Here is a 4,508-nt window from a genome sequence, read left to right on the forward strand (position 1 = left end):
ATTCAGCATCATCCGCCACTTCAATCCCTTTAACTCCTTCGGTAATATCTAATAAATCTTTAATGGATTCTAATAGATCGGGATGCTCCTTTAAGCGATTAAATACTTTATTAACTTCTTCTTCGTTAAGCATATGCAACCTCCTTTTGCTACGCTTTCAGTATGTATTAATCCTTCCTTATCTTGCCAACACTTTTAATTACACCCACTGAAGATCTTTTTGATTAGCTAAACTACCTTAAAGAATTTGTTGTGGCAGAGGTAGAGGCTAAATTAAAAGATAGTCTTTTTTATCTGAGTGGGTAAAGCTTCTTGTGCATTTTGCTCTGAATCCTGCTTCTACCCATCTTCTTGCGATTTTCTCCTTCATCCTTTAATCCTAATTGATTAAGATACATTTAAAATTTATAATTAGGATATTATGATTCTATCTTTCTTATATGACTCCATGTTGTGTCTCTTAGCCCTACTTTCCCTACCTAAAGTGTGCTATGATTATTTCATCAAAAAAAAGTACCAACAAAGCTTAGCAAGAAGATTGGGATTTAATTTTCCCTTAATAACAAAAGGGGAGCGTAAGTTGGTATGGGTCCATGCTGTCTCGGTAGGTGAAGCTAAGGCCGCTACCTCACTGGTTAAAACCCTGAGGACGCAGCTTCATGATCCTGTTATTGTCATTTCAAGTGTCACTGAGGCAGGACATGCTGAAGCTAAGCGAAGTATTCCTCAAGCCGATTATCATGTCTATTTGCCGGTTGATCTTGTTTTTATTATCCGTCCTATTATGAAAAGAGCTGCTCCTGATTTGGTCATCTTAGTGGAAACAGATTTTTGGTATAATTTTCTTAAAGCTGCTAAAGGCTTAGGATCTTTAATTGTGGTAGTCAATGGTAAAATCTCCGAACGTTCTTTTCATCGTTTTTTGAAAATTCCTTATTTCACTCATAAGCTCTTTTCGTTTGTCGAGTTATTTTGTCTGCAAAGCAAGCATTACTACGAACGTTTTAAAGCTCTTGGCGTAGATCCGCATAAAATGCAGATTACAGGTAATTTGAAATTTGATGATGAATATCCTCGTTTCACAGCTGAGCAACATGCCGCTTGGAAAAAACAATTTCAAATTGAGGAGAAAAATCAAATCGTCGTGTTAGGTTCCTCGCATGAACCAGAAGAAAAGATGATATTGGAACAGATGAAAATAGTGTGGGAAGAACTGCCTCATGTAAAGTTGATCATCGTACCACGACATCCCGAGCGATTTAACGAGGTGGCTAGGCTTTTGGAGAAAGAGTTTATCCCTTACGTGCGTTTTAGCCAGATCGATCAATCTGTTAATAATGCTAAAGTCATCTTGATCGATGCGATGGGATTATTGCGCAAATGCTATCAACTTGCTGATTTAGCTATTGTGGCAGGGAGCTATACTGCAAGGGTAGGTGGGCATAATATCTTAGAGCCTTCTTGGTATGGCGTTCCCGTCATTTATGGACCTTATATGCATTCACAACCTGAGCTGGTAGAATTAATGGAGGATTATAAAGCGGGCCGTCAAGTAGACATTAATCATCTCAGCGACGAAATGATGGTACTACTAAAGGATTCTCAATTAAGGAAATCTATAGGAGCCAATGGTGTACGTATGTTTAAAGATATCAAAGGGGCTACTCAAAAAACCTGGAATTTTATTGAGCCTCTTATCAAAAAAGATGCCTTCTGAAAGCTTAAGAAAGGCTTTTCCATTATTTGTGCAATTTATTTGCTAAAGCCTTGCTTTAAAATAGCGATTTTGTTAAGCTTTCTATTTATTCAATGACGCGGGGTGGAGCAGGGGTTAGCTCGTTGGGCTCATAACCCAAAGGTCGGAGGTTCGAATCCTTCCCCCGCTATTTCATGGCGGTATAGCTCAGTCGGTAGAGCAACGGAATCATAATCCGTGTGTCGTCGGTTCAAATCCGGCTGCCGCTACATCATTTACATCTACCCCTCAGACTTTCTAAATTATATTATTCTTATTTAATTATACAGGCATGCAGCTCTAGCATAAGGCTTGGCTTATTTCCTCTATAAACCTCTCTTTTTCAAATTCTCTGACTTTTATAGAACGTACGAAACCAAATCAAGCTATCCTCCTTACCTATAAGCAATTTTAGGTAGCTAAGATACTATATAGGTCATTATAAAAGTATTTACGAAATAATACTTTTTAAAGAAACTACGTCTGCATAGCCAAAAAAATTAAACTTTTTCCAAGCTGGCTCTCTCTGTAAAGACAAGCTTTTTATTAAGTGTATGACTACATAAAGAGTGGCTCTAAAGGGTATTATTACAGTTTCCACAGAGGTCTAATGTAATCTGAATCCATAAAAGTACCAAAGGTTTTTTATCTTTATATTTAAAAACTAAGAATTTATTTCTATTATTATCTTGCATGTTTGGTGTTTTCTTTTGTATCTTTCTATTAAGCAGGGACTTAAGAATTTAGACAAATCTTAACCAAGGCTATAACATGCATACTAACGTTTCTATTGCTTTTGCGCACTTGCCTAATGAGGTGCTAACCTCTATTTTAGAATATTGCGCCACACCTTCCTTATCTAGTGTGTGTGGAAAATGGCAACACCTTTTAACTAGTGAGGTAATGCCCTCTATTTATAAGCAAATAGTTAAAGTTCACTTTCCTCAAGGAAATGTTAACGAGCATGCTCTTATCTTAGATAAAATTTATAAGTTAGAAGATGGACTTTTTCCCCTACAAAAAGTAAAGGCAATTTTTAAGCAAATCTTTACTCTAGCTAGCGCTCTTTCTCCTTTAGAATTTAAAGATAGCCTTGAGAAAATCAGATATTTCACATCAGCTAATTATCTCTCTTATCTGTTAAATATTAATCGTCTCCTATTATGGAAAGAATTACCTGGTGGAAAAGAATACTTAGAGCAAGAAGAAATCAAGAGTTTGCCCTTAGAAAAAAAAGGAGAGTCTTTTAAGGAGTGGATTGAAAGGTATGGAAAAGATCTTGAGATGATAGATTTACAAGAAATAAGCTTGACCTTTTTACCTCAAGAGATAGGGCAGCTTTCTTCTTTAAGATGGCTTCGGCTAGGTAACAACCAACTCACCGCTCTTTCAGCAGAGATAGGGCAGCTTTCTCAGCTTGAAAGTCTTTATTTAGATCACAACCAACTCACCGCTCTTCCAGCAGAGATAGGGCAGCTTTCTCAGCTGCAACAGCTTGACTTAGCCGACAACCAGCTAAAAACTCTTCCAGCAGAGATAGGGCAGCTTTCTCAGCTTAAAAGTCTTTATTTAGATCACAACCAGCTTACCGTTCTTCCAGCAGAGATAGGGCGGCTTTCTCAGCTAGAAATACTTAACTTAGATCACAACCAACTCACCTCTATTCCAGCAGAGATAAGGCAGCTTTCTCAGCTAGAAATACTTAACTTAAACAATAACCAACTTACCACTATTCATGCAGTGATCGGGCAGCTTTCCCAGCTGCAAACGCTTTACTTAGGGCACAACCAACTAACCTTCCTTCCTGCGGAGATAGGGCGGCTTTATCGGCTACAAACGCTTAACTTAGATTACAACCAACTCACCACTCTTCCTGCAGAAATTGGACAATTGTCTCAGCTGTGGAATCTTTACTTAAACCAAAACCAACTCACCAACCTTCCTGCAGAGATAAGACAGCTTTCTCAGCTACAAAGGCTTAGCTTAGATAACAACCAGCTCACCACTCTTTCTTCAGAAATAGGACAGCTATATCAGCTGCTGCATCTTTTCTTAAGCGTTAACCAACTAACATCTATTCCTGCGGAGATAGGGCGGCTTTATCGGCTACAAACGCTTAACTTAGATTACAACCAACTCACCACTCTTCCTGCAGAGATAAGGCAGCTTTCTCAGCTACAAAGGCTTAGCTTAGAGCACAACCAGCTTACCACTCTTCCAGCAGAGATAGGACAGCTTTCTTACTTAAGATGGCTTTTGCTAGGCAACAACCAACTTACCTCTCTTCCAGCAGAGATAGGGCAGCTTTCTCAGCTGCAACAGCTTGACTTAACCGGCAACCAGCTTACCGTTATTCCAGCACAGATAGGACAGCTTTCTCTGCTGCGAATGCTTAACTTAGAGCACAACCAGCTCACCTCTCTTCCAGCAGAGATAGGGCAGCTTTCTCAGCTGCAAGAGCTTGGCTTAGCCGACAACCAGCTTACCGCTCTTCCAACAGAGATAGGGCAGCTTTCTCAGCTGCAAGAGCTTGGCTTAGCCGACAACCAGCTTACCGCTCTTCCAACAGAGATAGGGCAGCTTTCTCAGCTGCAAGAGCTTGGCTTAGCCGACAACCAGCTTACCGCTCTTCCAACAGAGATAGGGCAGCTTTCTCAGCTGCTACAGCTTGACTTAACCGACAACCAGCTTACCGCTCTTCCAGCACAGATAGGGCGGCTTCCTCGGCTGCAAACGCTTAACTTAGAGCACAACCAACTCACCTCTATTCCAG

2 protein-coding genes and 2 tRNA genes are annotated in these 4,508 nt (G+C 39.8%); all 4 read left to right on the forward strand.

The genetic code is table 11. The features are described from left to right. Positions 1-421 precede the first annotated feature (421 nt). On the forward strand, positions 422-1,717 hold the full coding sequence (locus tag NEOC95_RS00005; RefSeq protein ID WP_166157394.1) for a 3-deoxy-D-manno-octulosonic acid transferase: 1,296 nt from the start codon (positions 422-424) through the stop codon (positions 1,715-1,717). Between the two features lie 96 nt (positions 1,718-1,813). Then, a tRNA-Met gene (locus NEOC95_RS00010) sits at positions 1,814-1,886 on the forward strand. 6 nt (positions 1,887-1,892) lie between these two features. Continuing rightward, a tRNA-Met gene (locus tag NEOC95_RS00015) sits at positions 1,893-1,965 on the forward strand. Between the two features lie 541 nt (positions 1,966-2,506). Further along, the coding region (locus NEOC95_RS00020) for a leucine-rich repeat domain-containing protein (RefSeq protein WP_213150882.1) at positions 2,507-4,508 on the forward strand (2,002 nt) is incomplete at its 3' end.

This window comes from Neochlamydia sp. AcF95 (genome assembly GCF_018342455.1).
Lineage (GTDB): Bacteria > Chlamydiota > Chlamydiia > Chlamydiales > Parachlamydiaceae > Neochlamydia.

Coding starts and splice junctions, on each gene's coding strand:
- NEOC95_RS00005 (WP_166157394.1), top strand. CDS start 422: ATGATTCTATCTTTCTTATATGACTCCATGTTGTGTCTCTTAGCCCTA.